The 16561-nt window shown below is 54.6% G+C and carries 17 protein-coding genes; 5 read left to right on the top strand and 12 right to left on the bottom strand.

What is annotated here, in order from left to right:
- Positions 1-2016, bottom strand: a complete 2016-nt coding sequence (ligA, locus tag AC0XWG_RS13970; protein WP_128348009.1) for an NAD-dependent DNA ligase LigA — start codon at positions 2014-2016, stop codon at positions 1-3.
- A 69-nt stretch (positions 2017-2085) separates the two neighbouring features.
- Positions 2086-3054, bottom strand: coding sequence for a cell division protein ZipA (zipA, locus tag AC0XWG_RS13965; protein WP_028016169.1), 969 nt, complete (start codon positions 3052-3054; stop codon positions 2086-2088).
- Positions 3055-3284: 230 nt separating this feature from the next.
- Here zipA and cysZ point away from each other — a divergent pair, with 230 nt between their 5' ends.
- The 5 genes from cysZ to crr all read left to right on the top strand — a co-directional run bounded on the left by cysZ (position 3285) and on the right by crr (position 8078).
- Complete coding sequence (gene cysZ, locus AC0XWG_RS13960; RefSeq protein WP_028016168.1) at positions 3285-4046, top strand: sulfate transporter CysZ; 762 nt, start codon at positions 3285-3287, stop codon at positions 4044-4046.
- 163 nt (positions 4047-4209) lie between these two features.
- Complete coding sequence (gene cysK, locus AC0XWG_RS13955; protein WP_475680724.1) at positions 4210-5181, top strand: cysteine synthase A; 972 nt, start codon at positions 4210-4212, stop codon at positions 5179-5181.
- Positions 5182-5498: 317 nt separating this feature from the next.
- Complete coding sequence (gene ptsH, locus AC0XWG_RS13950; RefSeq protein WP_000487600.1) at positions 5499-5756, top strand: phosphocarrier protein Hpr; 258 nt, start codon at positions 5499-5501, stop codon at positions 5754-5756.
- Positions 5757-5800: 44 nt separating this feature from the next.
- Positions 5801-7528, top strand: coding sequence for a phosphoenolpyruvate-protein phosphotransferase PtsI (gene ptsI, locus AC0XWG_RS13945; RefSeq protein ID WP_028016167.1), 1728 nt, complete (start codon positions 5801-5803; stop codon positions 7526-7528).
- Between the two features lie 40 nt (positions 7529-7568).
- The gene (crr, locus tag AC0XWG_RS13940) at positions 7569-8078 is read left to right on the top strand and encodes a PTS glucose transporter subunit IIA (RefSeq protein WP_003861316.1); all 510 of its coding nucleotides are present in this window, start codon (positions 7569-7571) and stop codon (positions 8076-8078) included.
- A gap of 44 nt (positions 8079-8122) precedes the next feature.
- Here crr and pdxK read toward each other — a convergent pair whose 3' ends face one another.
- The 10 genes from pdxK to AC0XWG_RS13890 all read right to left on the bottom strand — a co-directional run bounded on the left by pdxK (position 8123) and on the right by AC0XWG_RS13890 (position 16468).
- Positions 8123-8959, bottom strand: coding sequence for a pyridoxine/pyridoxal/pyridoxamine kinase (gene pdxK, locus AC0XWG_RS13935; RefSeq protein WP_108090854.1), 837 nt, complete (start codon positions 8957-8959; stop codon positions 8123-8125).
- 5 nt (positions 8960-8964) lie between these two features.
- A complete protein-coding gene (gene cysM / locus AC0XWG_RS13930; RefSeq protein ID WP_128348010.1) occupies positions 8965-9876 on the bottom strand; it encodes a cysteine synthase CysM in 912 nt (303 codons plus the stop codon).
- A gap of 117 nt (positions 9877-9993) precedes the next feature.
- Positions 9994-11088, bottom strand: coding sequence for a sulfate/thiosulfate ABC transporter ATP-binding protein CysA (cysA, locus tag AC0XWG_RS13925; RefSeq protein ID WP_475680723.1), 1095 nt, complete (start codon positions 11086-11088; stop codon positions 9994-9996).
- On the bottom strand, positions 11078-11953 hold the full coding sequence (gene cysW / locus AC0XWG_RS13920) for a sulfate/thiosulfate ABC transporter permease CysW (protein ID WP_028016163.1): 876 nt from the start codon (positions 11951-11953) through the stop codon (positions 11078-11080). Before cysW ends, cysA begins: the two co-directional genes overlap by 11 nt.
- Positions 11953-12786 carry a sulfate/thiosulfate ABC transporter permease CysT gene (cysT, locus tag AC0XWG_RS13915; protein WP_028016162.1) on the bottom strand — a complete coding sequence of 278 codons (834 nt, stop codon included), beginning with the start codon at positions 12784-12786 and terminating at the stop codon, positions 11953-11955. The genes cysW and cysT overlap by 1 nt, the downstream gene beginning before the upstream one ends.
- Complete coding sequence (locus AC0XWG_RS13910; protein ID WP_028016161.1) at positions 12786-13799, bottom strand: sulfate ABC transporter substrate-binding protein; 1014 nt, start codon at positions 13797-13799, stop codon at positions 12786-12788. The genes cysT and AC0XWG_RS13910 overlap by 1 nt, the downstream gene beginning before the upstream one ends.
- Positions 13800-13975: 176 nt before the next feature.
- Positions 13976-14875 (bottom strand): Dyp-type peroxidase, encoded by a 900-nt coding sequence (locus AC0XWG_RS13905; RefSeq protein ID WP_475680722.1) that lies wholly within the window; start codon positions 14873-14875, stop codon positions 13976-13978.
- Between the two features lie 92 nt (positions 14876-14967).
- Positions 14968-15543: an RpoE-regulated lipoprotein gene (locus AC0XWG_RS13900; protein WP_108090857.1), complete on the bottom strand. Its 576-nt coding sequence runs from the start codon at positions 15541-15543 to the stop codon at positions 14968-14970.
- A 63-nt stretch (positions 15544-15606) separates the two neighbouring features.
- Positions 15607-16056, bottom strand: a complete 450-nt coding sequence (locus AC0XWG_RS13895; protein WP_028016158.1) for a DUF2919 domain-containing protein — start codon at positions 16054-16056, stop codon at positions 15607-15609.
- On the bottom strand, positions 16043-16468 hold the full coding sequence (locus AC0XWG_RS13890) for a GNAT family acetyltransferase (RefSeq protein ID WP_023308738.1): 426 nt from the start codon (positions 16466-16468) through the stop codon (positions 16043-16045). The genes AC0XWG_RS13895 and AC0XWG_RS13890 overlap by 14 nt, the downstream gene beginning before the upstream one ends.
- Positions 16469-16561: the final 93 nt, after the last annotated feature.

Raw genomic sequence — 16561 nt, 5'->3', positions numbered from 1 at the left:
TTATTCTCCTAACAGACGCATCATTTCCGCTTCGTCGATCACCGCAATGCCGAGCTCCTGAGCTTTCGCCAGCTTCGAACCCGCCGCCTCTCCGGCAATCACCAAATCGGTTTTCTTCGACACGCTGCCCGCCACTTTGGCCCCCAGCGCCACCAGACGCGCTTTCGCATCGTCACGTGAAAGCTGGCTCAGGCTGCCGGTCAGCACCACCGTTTTACCGGCGAACGGACTGTCGATCTCTTCGGCATTAACCACCACCGGTGCGGGCCATTTGATACCCTCTTCCAGCAGCTTGCCGATAACTTCACGGTTGCTCTCTTCAGCAAAGAAGTTAAAGACGTGAGTGGCGACAACAATCCCGACATCCGGGACTTTTTGCAACTCGTCGATGCTCGCTTTTTCCAGCGCATCCAGCGTACCAAAGTACGCCGCTAGCCCCGCTGCAGTCGCTTCGCCGACTTCACGAATACCCAGCGCGTAAAGGAAGCGTGCGAAGGTCGTCTCTTTAGCGGCTTCCAGAGCATTGACAACATTCTGCGCTGACTTAGGCCCCATGCGATCAAGCCCCGTCAGTTTACCCGCAGTCAGTTTGAAAAGATCTGCTGGCGTATGGACGTACTCTTTCTCAACCAGCTGATCGATAATCTTGTCGCCCATACCGTCGACGTCCATCGCCCGACGGGAGACGAAGTGTTTCAGAGATTCTTTACGCTGCGCACCACAGATTAAGCCACCCGTACAGCGCGCCACCGCTTCACCTTCAACACGTTCAACGTCCGAGCCGCATACCGGGCAATGGGTCGGGAAAATAATCTCGCGCGTATCATCAGGACGTTCTGACTCAACAACGTTAACCACCTGTGGAATAACATCGCCCGCGCGGCGAATGACCACTTTGTCGCCAATACGCAGACCAAGACGCTCAATTTCATCGGCGTTATGCAGCGTGGCATTACTCACCAGCACGCCCGCCACCTGCACCGGCTCCAGACGAGCAACCGGAGTAATGGCACCGGTGCGACCAACCTGGAACTCCACGTCGCGGACAAAGGTCATCTGCTCCTGAGCAGGAAACTTAAACGCCACCGCCCAGCGTGGTGCGCGCGCAACAAAGCCCAACTGCTCCTGAAGCGCTAATGAGTTAACCTTAATGACAACGCCATCAATATCAAAGCCGAGCGTTGGACGGTCCTCTTCCACCTTGTGGTAGAAGGCCAGTACTGCTTCCGGGGAGTCGCAAAGCTGAACACGGTTGCTCACCGGCAGGCCCCACGCTTTAAACTGCAGCAGACGTCCGAGGTGCGTATCCGGTAGCTCGCCCCCCTCCAGAATCCCTACGCCGTAGCAGAAGAAAGTAAGCGGTCGCTTCGCGGTGATGCGTGGATCAAGCTGGCGCAGAGAGCCTGCCGCCGCATTACGCGGGTTAGCAAACACTTTCCCACCAGTGCGGCGCGCTTCGTCATTGATTTTCTCGAAGCCCGCCTGGGGCAGGAACACTTCACCGCGCACTTCCAGTCGCGCAGGAATGTTCTCACCCTGCAGTTTCAGCGGGATCGCGCGGATAGTGCGCACGTTGGTGGTGATGTCTTCCCCGGTGGTACCATCACCACGAGTTGCCGCACGCACCAGCACGCCGTTTTCGTAAAGAAGGCTGACCGCAAGGCCGTCCAGCTTCAGCTCACAGCACCAGGTAAGGGTATCGCTACTTTTAAGACGATCCTGCACACGCTTATTAAACGCGAGAAAACTCTCTTCATCGAAGACGTTGTCCAGTGACAGCATCGGCACTTCATGACGCACCTGGCTGAAAGCCCCCAGCGGCTCAGCGCCGACGCGTTGGGTGGGTGAATCGAGTGTGATGAGTTCCGGATGCTGCGCCTCTAATTCGCGGAGTTCGCGCATCAGACGGTCATACTCCGCATCCGGTAATTCCGGCGCGTCCATAACATGATAGAGATATTCATGATGGCGAAGCGTGGTTCGCAGTTCAGTGAGTTGTTGTTCGATTGAGTCCATATCGCACCATCAATGAGAAAAAACCCCCGACATGCGGGGGTTGAGGAGGAGTCGAAGTAAACGCGACGATTACGCGTTGGCTTCCTTAACTTCGCGGATGCGGTCCTGATACTCGCGCAGCTTCTGCGGGGTCATCATTCGACGCTGATCGTCGAGCACCACACCACCCACTTCATCAGCGATGTGCTGAGCGGATTGCAGCATCAGCTTAAAGTTCTGCAGTTCGTCACCATAGGACGGCACCTGCATAAAGATTGTGACACCCGGCGTCACGAAATCACCGGTCATTTCCGGGTCAAAGGTGCCAGGATTGACCATATTGGCCAGGCTGAACAGCGCCGGGCCGCTACCGTCTGGGCTCAGGTGGCGATGGAAAATATTCATGTCGCCAAACTTGAAGCCTGCCTGCTGAATACTGTTAAGCAGCACGTCACCGTTGAGATGGCTGCCGTGATGTGCGGCAACGTTCATGATGATCACCGCTTCTTTGCGCTGCGGTTTTTCAACAACCGGTTCTGGCTCGACGACGGGCTCTGGCTCAACATGCGGGGCCGGAGCGGGCTGCGGCGCAGGCTGCACATGCACAGGCTGCTGCGGTTGTTGTACCGGTTGCACTGGCTGTTGCACAGGTTGCTGTTGAACCGGCTGAGGTGCAGCAGGCTGCTGATGGACAGGCTGTTGCGGCGGCTGGCGCACCGGCTCTTCCACTGGCTGAGGCGCTGGCTGGCGCGGCTGTGCGGAAGCATACGGCGGTTGATACTGGTGCTGCGCAGTACGGGTCGCTTCATGCTCCCCATGAGCCGCGCCGGGGGCAGTATTGACCCGATGAACACGAACTTCACCCACGCCGTCGTCGTCGCTTCCATCGATGTCATCTTCACTGTCATCGTCGTCACGACTGGACTTCATGCGCTTCAGTGGGCGATCGCGAAACATCGAGGAACGCTCTTTACGGCTGGTCCAGAAACCATGTACCAGTAAAGCGATTATGGCGATCGCGCCAACAATGATTAATATCAGACGCAAATCCTGCATCATTATATTCTCTGTTGTTCTAACACCTTGCCACCACGGCAAACATTTACTCACTAAGAGTATTTGCCGTTTACGTCAAGTGCAAGTGTGTGCAGAGCATTCACAGCATAAAGATGAAGGAAATCGTGCTTTTTGCTGGTTTTTCGAACATTTCCTAACTGGTCATTGGTCCGTAAGTGGATAATATAGGCGGGCAATTCCACTGGTTGTGAAAAAAGGAGTACAGCCTGGTTATGGTTTCAACATCTTCTTCCCCCCCTCGCAGCGGCGTCTGGTATTTTTCTCAGGGCTGGAAACTGGTCTCATTGCCGGGTATTCGACGCTTCGTCATCCTGCCTCTGTTGATCAACATTATTCTGATGGGCGGTGCGTTCTGGTGGCTGTTCACAAAGCTGGAAAGCTGGATCCCCTCGCTGATGAGCCATGTTCCTGAGTGGCTGCAGTGGCTGAACTACCTGCTCTGGCCGGTTGTGGTCATCTCGGTGCTGCTGGTATTCGGTTACTTCTTTTCAACGATCGCGAACTGGATAGCCGCGCCCTTTAACGGCCTGCTGGCGGAACAGCTGGAGGCACGGCTTACCGGCGCAACGCCACCGGACACGGGCGTGCTGGGGATCATGAAAGACATTCCACGCATCATGAAGCGCGAGTGGCAGAAATTTGCCTGGTACCTGCCCCGTGCGGTTGTGCTGCTTATCCTCTATTTCGTGCCCGGTATCGGTCAAACGGTGGCTCCGGTGCTGTGGTTCCTGTTTAGCGCATGGATGCTGGCGATCCAGTACTGCGACTATCCGTTCGATAACCACAAAGTACCGTTTAAAGCGATGCGCACAGCCCTGCGTACCCAGAAGGTTGCCAATATGCAATTTGGCGCACTGACCAGCCTGTTCACGATGATTCCGTTCCTCAATCTTTTCATCATGCCCGTTGCGGTGTGTGGCGCGACGGCAATGTGGGTTGACTGCTACCGTGCTAAGCACGCGTTATGGAAGTAATGCAAAAATGTGTAAACAAGGGGTGGCTTATGCCGCCCCTTATTCCATACTGATCCCCATTATTTCCTTGCAGTATATAGATATGCGAATTCCTTACTTCCCCCTACCTGCTCAACAGGTATGCTGGGACGGTATCCCAATTTCATACAGTTAAGGACAGGCCATGAGTAAGATTTATGAAGACAACTCGCTGACTATCGGTCATACGCCCCTGGTTCGACTGAACCGTATCGGTAATGGACGCATTCTGGCGAAGGTCGAATCACGTAACCCGAGCTTCAGCGTAAAATGCCGTATTGGTGCAAACATGATTTGGGATGCTGAAAAACGTGGCGTACTGAAACCAGGCGTTGAGCTGGTGGAACCAACCAGCGGCAACACCGGTATTGCACTGGCCTACGTTGCGGCCGCGCGCGGCTACAAACTGACGCTGACCATGCCTGAAACCATGAGTATGGAACGTCGCAAGCTGCTGAAAGCGCTGGGCGCAAACCTGGTTCTGACCGAAGGCGCTAAAGGCATGAAAGGTGCCATCCAGAAAGCCGAAGAAATTGTTGCCAGCGATCCGGCGAAATATCTTCTGCTTCAGCAGTTTAGCAACCCGGCCAACCCTGAAATTCACGAAAAAACCACCGGCCCGGAAATCTGGGAAGATACTGACGGTCAGGTTGACGTGTTTATCTCCGGCGTGGGTACCGGCGGTACGCTGACTGGTGTGTCACGCTATATTAAAGGCACGAAAGGTAAAAAAGATCTGATTACTGTTGCCGTTGAACCAACCGACTCACCGGTTATCACTCAGGCACTGGCGGGTGAAGAGCTCAAGCCAGGCCCACATAAAATTCAGGGCATTGGTGCTGGCTTCATTCCGGGTAACCTGGACCTGAAGCTTATCGATAAAGTGGTCACTATCACTAACGAAGAAGCCATCTCTACCGCGCGTCGTTTGATGGATGAAGAAGGCATTCTGGCGGGTATCTCTTCCGGTGCGGCTGTTGCGGCAGCGCTCAAACTTCAGGAAGACGAAGCCTTTACCAACAAGAATATTGTGGTTATCCTTCCATCCTCGGGTGAGCGTTACTTAAGCACTGCACTGTTTGCCGATCTCTTCACTGAGAAAGAACTGCAACAGTGATGCCAGCATGTTAAAAACGCGTAAAAAAGCACCTTTTCGGGTGCTTTTTTGTGGCCTGCTTCAAAGTTTTACCCCTCCTGGCATTGATTCACCCCGTTGGGTCTGGTATTTAAACCAGCAATTATTTTGATGCGTGAAATTAATCAGTGAATGAAATAGCCTTGCTGAATCGATTTTATGATTTGGTTCAAGTCTTGCTTTCGCTGCATAATGTTTAATGACGATCGAAACGTCAGCGCTAACAATACAGGCTAAAGTTCAGTCGCCAGGCTAGACTTTAGTTCCACAACACTAAACCTATAAGTTGGGGAAATACAATGTTCCAGCAAGAAGTTACCATTACCGCTCCGAACGGTCTGCACACCCGCCCTGCTGCTCAGTTTGTTAAAGAAGCGAAAGGCTTCACTTCTGAAATCACTGTGACTTCCAACGGCAAAAGCGCTAGCGCAAAAAGCCTGTTCAAACTGCAGACTCTGGGCCTGACTCAGGGCACTGTTGTCACCATCTCTGCAGAAGGTGAAGACGAGCAGAAAGCAGTTGAGCATCTGGTAAAACTGATGGCTGAGCTCGAGTAAGTTTCCGGGTTCTTTTAAATATCAGTCACAAGTAAGGTAGGGTTATGATTTCAGGCATTTTAGCATCCCCGGGTATCGCTTTCGGCAAAGCACTGCTGCTGAAAGAAGACGAGATCGTCATTGACCGGAAAAAAATTTCTGCCGACAAGGTTGATCAGGAAGTTGAACGTTTTCTGAGCGGTCGTGCCAAGGCATCTGCGCAACTGGAAGCAATCAAAACTAAAGCTGGCGAAACTTTCGGTGAAGAAAAAGAAGCCATCTTCGAAGGGCACATCATGCTGCTCGAAGATGAGGAGCTGGAGCAGGAAATCATAGCCCTGATTAAAGATAAAGGCATGACAGCCGACGCGGCTGCACATGAAGTTATCGAAGGTCAGGCGACTGCCCTGGAAGAACTGGATGACGAATACCTGAAAGAGCGTGCGGCTGACGTACGTGACATCGGTAAGCGCCTGCTGCGCAACATCCTGGGTCTGGCCATCATCGATCTGAGCGCAATTCAGGATGAAGTTATTCTGGTTGCTGCCGACCTGACCCCGTCAGAAACCGCTCAGTTGAACCTGAAAAAGGTTCTCGGTTTCATCACCGACGCAGGCGGCCGTACTTCCCACACCTCAATCATGGCGCGTTCTCTGGAACTGCCAGCCATCGTGGGCACCGGTAGCGTCACCTCTCAGGTGAAAAACGGCGACTATTTGATTCTGGATGCCGTAAACAATCTGGTTTACGTCAACCCAACGAATGAAGAGATCGAAAAACTGCGCGCGGTCCAGGAGCAAGTTGCGACTGAAAAAGCGGAACTCGCTAAGCTGAAAGACCTGCCAGCAATCACCCTGGACGGTCATCAGGTAGAAGTGTGCGCAAACATCGGTACCGTACGTGACGTTGATGGCGCTGAGCGCAACGGTGCGGAAGGTGTCGGTCTCTATCGTACAGAATTCCTGTTCATGGACCGTGACGCGCTGCCTACTGAAGAAGAGCAGTTTGCTGCATACAAAGCCGTGGCTGAAGCCTGTGGCTCTCAGGCGGTTATCGTCCGTACCATGGACATCGGTGGCGACAAAGAGCTGCCGTATATGAACTTCCCGAAAGAAGAGAACCCGTTCCTGGGCTGGCGTGCAGTACGTATCGCGATGGATCGTAAAGAGATCCTGCGCGATCAGGTACGTGCTATCCTGCGTGCGTCTGCTTTCGGTAAACTGCGCATCATGTTCCCGATGATCATCTCTGTTGAAGAAGTGCGTGCACTGAAGAAAGAGATCGAAATCTACAAACAGGAACTGCGTGACGAAGGTAAAGCATTTGACGAGTCAATCGAGATCGGCGTGATGGTGGAAACACCGGCTGCGGCGACAATTGCGCGTCATTTAGCCAAAGAAGTTGATTTCTTTAGTATCGGTACCAATGATTTAACGCAGTACACCCTGGCAGTTGACCGTGGTAATGATATGATTTCACATCTCTACCAGCCAATGTCACCGTCCGTACTGACGCTTATTAAGCAAGTTATTGATGCTTCTCATGCAGAAGGTAAATGGACTGGCATGTGTGGTGAGCTTGCAGGCGACGAACGTGCTACACTTCTGTTGCTGGGTATGGGTCTGGACGAATTCTCTATGAGCGCCATTTCCATCCCGCGCATTAAGAAGATTATCCGTAACACGAACTTCGAAGATGCGAAGGTGTTAGCAGAGCAGGCTCTTGCTCAACCGACAACGGACGAGTTAATGACGCTGGTTAACAAGTTCATTGAAGAAAAAACAATCTGCTAATCCACGAGATGCGGCCCAATTTACTGCTTAGGAGAAGATCATGGGTTTGTTCGATAAACTGAAATCTCTGGTTTCTGATGATAAGAAAGACTCCGGAACTATTGAGATTGTTGCTCCGCTCTCCGGCGAGATCGTCAACATCGAAGACGTGCCGGATGTAGTGTTTGCTGAGAAAATCGTTGGTGATGGCATTGCTATCAAACCAACTGGCAACAAAATGGTTGCTCCAGTTGACGGCACCATCGGTAAAATTTTTGAAACCAACCATGCGTTCTCTATCGAATCTGATAGCGGTATCGAACTGTTCGTTCACTTCGGTATCGACACCGTTGAACTGAAAGGCGAAGGCTTCAAACGTATCGCGGAAGAAGGCCAGCGTGTTAAAGTTGGCGACCCAGTGATTGAATTCGATCTGCCACTGCTGGAAGAAAAAGCCAAGTCTACCCTGACTCCGGTTGTTATCTCCAACATGGACGAAATCAAAGAACTGATCAAACTGTCTGGCAGCGTCACCGTGGGTGAAACCCCGGTTATCCGCATCAAGAAGTAATTCTTGCCGCACAGAAAAATGGCGCCTTCAGGCGCCATTTTTGTTTATGCGGGCAGAATAAGCTCATCGTAACCTTTCGACTGCGTGTAAATCATCACATCCGTCACCCGATCGCCGGCCATGCGAATGGCATCGGCAACGGTTTTGCCCTCAACAATTCCGCTTACCAGCTCTGAACAAAACAGATCGCCCGTCCCTTTCAGGTCCGTTTCAACACGCGGGTGTGCGCTGACGGTCACGCCTTCATTCGTCACCAGCACCACGTGAATGTTTTGCGGGTCGTCAGCGACCGGCGCACTGGTGATCGCCACCCATTTCAGGCTGTCGGAGAGCAATCCCTGTGCCGCCGCGATGGCGCTTTCTGGCGTACGGCACGGCTTGCCGCTTAACACTTCCAGCTCATAGACGTTTGGTGTGATCCCCTGCGCCAGCGGCAGCAGGTGCTCCCGATACGCTTGCGGGATCTCGGGCTTCACGTACATCCCGCTGTCGATATCGCCGATGACCGGGTCGACCAGCACCAGCAGGTCCGGGTGCCGTACTTTGATGACCCTGAGCCATTGTGCGAGCAATTTAATCTGGCTGGCGCTACCCATATAGCCAGTAGTCACCGCCTTCAGCTCACGAAGGATGTCGCGCTCTTCCAGCGCTTTCAGATAACCGCTGAACCACTCATCCGGGATCACGCCGCCGTAGAAGGTGTCATAGTGCGGCGTGTTGCTAAACAACACCGTCGGTACGGCGGTGACGCTCAGCTGATGGGTACGAATATTCGGTACCGCAATGCTGTTCCCCACGCTGCCATATACCACCTGCGACTGCACCGCGACAATATCGGTTTGTTGCGCCCGGGTGTTATCCCGGAAAAGAATCATCTCCATGATGCTTAAATCCCTGCCCCCTGCGAATAACTCTCTTCACCAAAGACGCCGGTAGACAGATAACGATCGCCGCGATCGCAGATTATTGCCACGACCACTGCACCCGGGTTTGCCTTTGCAACCCGAATCGCACCCGCTACCGCGCCGCCCGAACTGACGCCACAGAAGATACCTTCACGGACGGCCAGCTCGCGCATGGTATTTTCCGCCTCGCGCTGATGAATATCCAGCACCTGGTCCACAAGCTGCGCATTAAAGATCCCGGGCATGTATTCCGCAGGCCAGCGGCGAATGCCCGGAATGCTGCTCCCCTCTTCCGGCTGCAGACCAACGATAGTGACGGCTTTTTCCTGCTCGCGCAGAAAACGCGATACGCCGGTAATGGTGCCCGTGGTGCCCATGCTGGAGACAAAATGGGTGATCCGTCCTTCAGTTTGCTGCCAGATTTCCGGGCCGGTGGTGGTGTAGTGCGCGTACGGGTTATCCGGGTTGTTGAACTGATCGAGCAACTTGCCTTCACCGCGTTCAGCCATCTCCAGCGCTAAGTCACGCGCCCCTTCCATCCCCTGCTCTTTGGTCACCAGAATCAGTTCCGCACCGTAAGCTCGCATGGCGGCGCGGCGCTCCTGACTCATGTTGTCCGGCATCAGCAGCTTCATGCGGTAGCCTTTCAGCGCCGCAATCATTGCCAGCGCGATACCGGTGTTGCCGCTGGTCGCCTCAATCAGCACGTCACCGGGCTTAATTTCTCCGCGCTTTTCGGCCTGGACAATCATCGACAGCGCCGCGCGGTCTTTTACCGAACCCGCAGGGTTATTGCCTTCGAGTTTGACCCAGATTTCGCTGCCGTTGGCACACCCCATACGCTGAAGCTTGACCAGAGGGGTGTTGCCGATGGTGTGTTCGAGTGTATTCACGATTTTTACTCAATAAAAAAGCCGGGGGCGCGCAGCGATCCCGGCCTACAAGACACAGTGATAACTGTAGGCCCGGTCAGCACAGCGCCACCGGGCGATAAACATTCTACTAACCTATCAGGCTGACTCCGCCAGAGCAATATCCTCGCGCGTCTCAATACGTTTCTTCCCGTGATAAATACGCGCATGCTGCAGACCGACAAACAGGCGTTCTCCCCGGTGCGGTGGCTCCTCATCGCGCATGACCACGGTTAGCGGCTCGGTATACCAGCCCAGCGGTTGTACCACCAGTTGGGTGTAGTGCCCTTTAGGGCTCGCTTCCAGCACCTGCACCGGCAGCGGTGAGTCAAGGCTGGTGCGACGGCTCACATCCACTTCCCACGGACGCAGGAACAGGTCGACCGCCCCCTGGTGCGCGGAGGTATAGCCCAGCGGCCAGCGGTGCGCGCCCACGTGGAACTGACCGCCGCGAATGGTACCCTGAAGACGGTTTACCTCGCCCATAAACTCCAGCACGAAGCGGGTCGCCGGTTCACGCCAGAGCTGCTCCGGCTCGTCAACCTGCTCAATATTACCCTGGCTCATGACCACCACACGGTCCGCGACTTCCATCGCCTCTTCCTGATCGTGGGTCACGAAGACGCTTGTAAATTTAAGCTCTTCATGAAGCTGACGCAGCCAGCGACGCAGCTCTTTTCGCACCTGCGCATCCAGCGCACCGAACGGCTCATCCAGCAGAAGAATTTGCGGTTCAACGGCTAGCGCACGCGCCAGCGCCACACGCTGTTTCTGACCACCGGACAGCTGGGCCGGGAAACGGTCCGCAAGATGGGCAAGCTGAACCATTTCCAGCAGTTTGGTCACTTTCGCTTTAATGGTTGCCGCATCCGGGCGCTCGCGACGTGGCAGCACGGTCAGGCCAAATGCGATGTTATCGAATACGGTCATGTGGCGGAACAACGCGTAGTGCTGGAACACAAAACCTACTTTACGATCGCGGGCATGCAGGCGGCTCACGTCGGTACCGTGGAAGCGGATATGCCCGCTGGTCTGATGCTCAAGCCCGGCAATAATACGCAGCAGCGTGGTTTTACCCGAACCAGACGGCCCCAGCAGCGCCACCATTTGTCCGGAAGGGATATCCAGCGAGATATCATTCAGCACCTGGGTGCGACCAAAAGACTTCTTAATATTGGCAATCTCAATGCTCATGATTTCCCTCCTGATGCTGACGTTTTTCCTGATTTTCTAAACGCCACTGCACCACACTCTTCAAAAACAGGGTCAAAATAGCCATCAGCGTCAGCAACGCTGCGGCAGTAAACGAACCGATGGTGTTGTAATCCTGCTGCAGCAGCTCAATCTGTAGCGGCAGCGACAGCGTTTCACCGCGAATAGAACCGGAGACGACGGAAACGGCGCCGAACTCACCAATCGCACGGGCGTTGGTCAGCACCACGCCGTAAAGCAGCGCCCAGCGGATATTCGGTAGCGTCACGCGACGGAACATCTGCCAGCCTGACGCGCCCAGCAGCACCGCCGCTTCGTCTTCGTTACTCCCCTGACTCAACATCACCGGCACCAGTTCACGCACCACAAACGGACAGGTCACGAAGATGGTGACCAGCACCATGCCCGGCCAGGCGAACATGATCTGCAGGTTATGCTCATCCAGCCAGCCGCCCAACGGGCCGTTGGAGCCGTAAAAGAGCAGGTACACCAGACCCGCCACAACCGGCGACACGGCGAAAGGAATGTCCAGCAGGGTCAACAGCAGCTGACGTCCCGGGAAGTTAAAGCGCGTCACCAGCCACGCCAGCAGGGTACCGAACACGAGGTTCACCGGCACGGTGATCAAGGCAATCAGCACGGTCAGCCAGATGGCGTGCAGCATATCCGGGTTCGCCAGGTTTTCCAGTGCGGGCATCAGGCCCTTACTGAACGCCTGAACGAAAATATAAATCGTCGGCACGACGAGAATGAGGGCGGAAACCAGCACCCCCGCCCCAATCAGAAACCATTTACCCCAGTTGATGCGGGGTGCATCGTATCGCTTCAATTGCGTAACTTCCGCCATCAGTGACCTACCACACGTCGACCAAAGCGACTTTGCAGAGTGTTAATCGAGTACAGCAGCAGCAGCGAGGCCGCCAGGATCACCGAGGCAATAGCGCTCGCCGCAGGATAATCAAACTCCTGCAAACGGATGAAAATCATCAGCGAGGTGACTTCTGTTTTCCAGGCGATGTTTCCGGCGATAAAAATTACCGCGCCGAACTCACCGAGGCTGCGGGTAAAGGACAGCGCGACACCCGCCATCAGCGCCGGAGACAGCTCCGGCAGAACCACCTTGCGGAAGCTCTGCCAGCGCGTGGCGCCCAGCGTTTCCGCCGCTTCTTCGTATTCCGGACCTAACTCTTCCAGCACCGGCTGCACGGTACGCACCACAAACGGGATGCTGGTAAAGGCCATCGCCACCGCGATACCGAGCCAGGTGTAGGTCACTTTGATGTCAAATTTCGCCAGCCACTCGCCGTACAGCCCGTTCACGGAGAAGAGCGACGCGAGGGTTAAGCCCGCCACCGCCGTCGGCAGCGCAAACGGTAAATCCATTAACGCGTCGAGCAACGTACGGCCCGGAAAACGGTAGCGGGTTAAGATCCACGCCATCAGCAGGCCAAACACGCCGTTAAAAATGGAGGCGACAAATGCCGACAGCAACGTCACTTTATAGGCCGCTACCACTTGCGGGTTGGTGACCACGTCCCAGTACTGTGCCCAGCTCATCTGAGCAAGCTGCATTACCAGCGCGCTGAGCGGTAACAGCAAAATCAGACAGACGAACAGCAGGCTGGTCCCGAGGCTTAAGGTAAAGCCAGGCAGCACACGTCTGGAGGAAACTGCAAACATTACTTACGCCCCGCCGCCAGCAATTTATCTAACTCACCGCCGCTGGCAAAATGCGTTTTCATCACATCAGGCCAGGAGCCAAAATGGTCTTCCACGCGGAACAGTTCGGTCTGCGGGAATTTATCTTTCAGTTTGTTCATCACATCCGGGTTATTCACGCGGTAGTAATAATCGGTAATGACGGTCTGCGCCTGAGGGCTGTACAGGTAGTTGAGATAGGCTTTTGCCGCTTTCTCGGTACCGTTCGCCTGCACGTTTTTATCCACCCACGCCACCGGGAACTCGGCCAGGATGTTGGTTTTCGGGATAACGACCTCGAAGCCCTGCGCTTCATACTGTTTACGGATGTTATTCACTTCCGATTCAAAGCTGATCAGTACATCGCCGAGACCACGTTCAGCGAAGGTCGTGGTCGCCCCACGGCCGCCGGTATCAAACACTTCGACGTTTTTCAGGAACTGGGTCATGAACTGCTCGGTTTTCGCTTTATCGTTACCGTCAGCCTTGTCTGCCGCGCCCCACGCGGCTAAATAGGTATAGCGAGCGTTACCGGAGGTTTTCGGGTTCGGGAAAATCAGCTTCACGTCAGAACGCACCAGGTCGCTCCAGTCGTGAATATTTTTCGGGTTGCCCTTGCGCACCAGGAAGCCCATGGTGGAGTAGAACGGCGAGCTGTTGTTCGGCAAACGGCTCTGCCAGTCCGCCGGGATCAGCTTGCCCTTGTCGTGCAGGATCTGCACGTCAGTGACCTGGTTGTAGGTCACCACATCCGCTTTCAGCCCCTGGAGGATCGCCAGCGCCTGCTTGGACGAACCGGCGTGAGACTGCTTGATGGTCAGCTTATCGCCATTGTTTTCTTTCGCCCACTGCTGTTCAAACGGTGGATTAAGGGCGGCAAACAGCTCGCGTGAGACGTCATACGAACTGTTTAACAGTTCAGTCGCCTGCGCCTGTGCCACCAGCAGTAAACCTGCCAGCGCCAGAGTTCCTTTTTTCAGTACAGTAACGGCCATTGCGCACCCTTATAAATGTGATGACTATCTTATAGTCATAATATTTATAACGAGGACGAAAGGAGTAACGGTTTTATATACCGTTTGGTGATTTAGAAGCAGAAAAGGGAATAAGGGTGCGGGAGAAATTGCCGGGTGGCGCTAACGCTTACCCGGCCTACGCGTGGAGAGCGGTTTTACAGCGCCAGCAGACGCTCAACGGACGGCGCGAAGTAGTAGCCGCCGGTCACCGGTTTGGTGAAACGCAGCATGGCGTCACGCTTGCCGTCGGTATCACCAAACATGCTCAGCAGCTGCTGCTCAATATTATGCAGGCGCGCGCAGTACGCGCAGAAATAAAGGCCGTGTGTGCCGCTTGCCGTGCCATACGGCAGGCTCTGGCGAACAATCTTCAGGCCTTTGCCATCTTCTTTGAGGTCAACGCGGGTCAGATGAGAGGTAGCAGGACGCTCGTCGCCGTCAATCTCTTCGTTGGCTTCTTTGGTACGGCCGATCATCATCTCCTGGTCGTGTACGCTCATGCGGTTAAGCTGCTTGAGGTTGTGCTCCCAGCGCTGGACGAATACATAGCTGCCGCCCGCGTCCACACCGTCTTTGATCACCGCGACGTCATGACGCGTCTCTTCACCTGCCGGGTTTTCAGTACCGTCGACAAAACCGCTCAGATCGCGCTCTTCCACCCAACGGAAGCCATGAACTTCTTCCTGTACCTCAATGCTGTCGCCAAACGCCGCGACCGCCGCCTGGGCAACCGAGAAATTCACATCATGACGTAAAGAGAGAATGTGGATCAGCACGTCGTATTGTGTCGCTGGCGCAAGACCTTTGCCGTAAGGGATAAAGTCCTTCAGCTCCTCAGCCCCTTCGCCACCGCTCAACTGACGCCAGACGTTGTTGCCAAAGGCGACAACGGCACCGAGGTGGGCATCCGGGAATTTGGCCTGGAAGGTAGTCAGTTTATCGACGAATACTTTACTGGCCGCACGCAGGGCATCCACGTCCCCTTTAACATTGGCTTCAATCCAAATCGCCGCGCGGCAGTGTTCTGGCAAAATGCCACTCTGAACCTGAGACATCGCTCCTCCTGAAATAAAGATGCCACGTCAGCGTGGCATTGATGGCGGCTATTATACCCTGATTTCAGCGAGGCTGTTTGTTCCGGCGCAAATTACTGCTTCCAGAGTATTTTGCTCACTTTCCAGCTCTTCAGCGTGTCGTCAGACGGCATCAATCCTTCCGGACCGCTCCAGGTACCAGTGAAGACGTAACTGATGTGCTGGCTACCCTCAGCTTTACATTCCACAGCCACGCCATCGTCAGAAGAGGCGTTTGCACAGTTGCCGAAGGCCTGTTTATAGAGATCGCTAAACGGTGTACCGACCTTCACCCCACTTGCCGTGGGAATAGCGTCATCCAGCACCGCAATGCGGTTCACCGTGCCTTTATCACCGTTAATCACCAGCGCCAGCTTGTCGCCCTTCAGCGCTTCGTAATAGCGAACAATATTGCCATTCTCCGTTTTCATGCCGCTGCGCAGGCGGTAATCGCTGCTGAGCGCATCCTGAATAGCATTCTGGTCCAGCGCCGTTGCGGCGGTAATTTTTCCTACGCCCTGCTCGGTCACTTCCGTTGATGAGCCAAACCAGTTCCACGGATACGCAGCGGACCAGTTAATGGATGAGAGCGTTGAACACCCGGTTAACGCCAGCGGGAGAGCGCATAAAAGTAAACGCAGCGATTTCATTGAAACGTCCTTACTTGTTAAATCAACGCTTGTTGGAGTGCGACATCGGCAAAAAGTGCCGTATTAATCATCCTGATGCGTAAAACAGGCGCGAAGACGCGGGTTGGTCAGCAGCCACAGCAGCGCCACAATATCGGCAACTACCAGCGCAACGCCGATACCCGTAAGCGGTTCACCGTACCACCAGAGCACCGGTTGCCAGCAGAGCAGCACGATCTGGGCAAAGATCAATAGCCAGCGAAGCGCGCGCCACAAACGAGGGAGCGTATGCCGTCGTCCGCTGCACAAAAAAGCCACTACCGCTGGTACGCCCGGCAATAAGCCAAGCCAGAACGCATCGTGATCGGGGTAAAAAAGGTTTAGCAGCGTGTCGCCCTGCCCGCGCGACGCGCCGGCCATCACAAACAGCACCCAGGTGCGGGCCTGGAGCAGCAGAACGCACCAGAATAAAAAGGGCAGCCTGACGCGGCCCTGCGCGTCATAATCTGCCGGATGGATCTCAGTACTCTTCATCTTCGATCAGACGTTTTCCTAAACTCAAGACGTCAGAATGCTCATAGCCCAGACGCTCATACATGCCCAGTACGACGTCGTTATCTTCCCGCACCATGATCTGAATTTTCGGGCAACCGCGGGCAATGAGCTTTTTCTCAAGACGATTAAGCAATGCATTGGCGATGCCACGACCACGGTACTCAGGGTGCACGCCCAGATAATAGGCCGACCCGCGATGACCGTCGTAACCGCCCATTACCGTCCCCACCACCTCGCCGTTCACTTCCGCGACCAGAAACAGACTGACATCGTGATTCACCTTCCGCTCGATATCCATTTCCGGATCGTTCCACGGACGCAGCAGATCGCAGCGTTCCCAAAGGGTGATCACCTCTTCGAAATCTTCCTGGCGAAAAACGCGTATCTCCATGGTATTAACCGCCTTTTCGGGTTTAAAAACAGTGATTATGGCGTGAACCTCTCGTTTAGCCAATAACCGGGGAAAATCTCACCAAAATTTGGC

Source organism: Enterobacter sp. DVT3837 (assembly GCF_056238685.1).
The sequence above is the reverse complement of the archived record's forward strand: the minus strand, read 5'-3'. Positions and strand labels throughout refer to the sequence as shown.